Raw genomic sequence first — 495 nt, forward strand, 5'->3', positions numbered from 1 at the left:
CTATTTCGACGGCCTGCGGGAATCCCGCGCCGATACCCAGGCCTATGACGCCAAGGCAAGGCAACGTCTGCGAGCCTTGAGCCTTGATCTCATCGGCACGGCCTCCCCCACATCGAAGGAAGACCATTCATGACCAAGACAATCGAACACACCGTCATCATCGGCGGCTCGTCCGGCATCGGCCTGGCGACGGCGCGAAAACTGCTTGGCCCGGGCATGAAGGTGACCATCACCGGGCGCAACGAGGACAAACTGAAGAGCGCTTGGAAAAGCCTTGGCAGCGCTGCCGGGAAGGCTGCTTTCGACGCCGCGAAGCCGGATGCGGTCCGCCAGTTCTTCGAGAGCCTCGGTCCTTTCGACCATCTGGTGCTGGCGGCCAGCGGCGGCAAGGGCCTCGGCCCCTTCCCGGCGCTTGACCTGAGCGACATCGGCAGCGGCGTGGAGGAAAAGGTGCGCCCGCAGCTGCCCTGCCTGCAGGCGGCCTTGCCGACACTC

The 495-nt window shown here is 65.1% G+C and carries 1 protein-coding gene; it reads left to right on the plus strand.

Annotated elements, in window-relative coordinates:
- Nucleotides 1-129 precede the first annotated feature (129 nt).
- The coding region (locus tag EN939_RS37380) for an SDR family NAD(P)-dependent oxidoreductase (RefSeq protein WP_127272147.1) at nucleotides 130-495 on the plus strand (366 nt) is incomplete at its 3' end.

Origin of the sequence: Mesorhizobium sp. M7A.F.Ca.CA.002.05.1.1, assembly GCF_003998335.1 — a bacterium.
Lineage (GTDB): Bacteria > Pseudomonadota > Alphaproteobacteria > Rhizobiales > Rhizobiaceae > Mesorhizobium.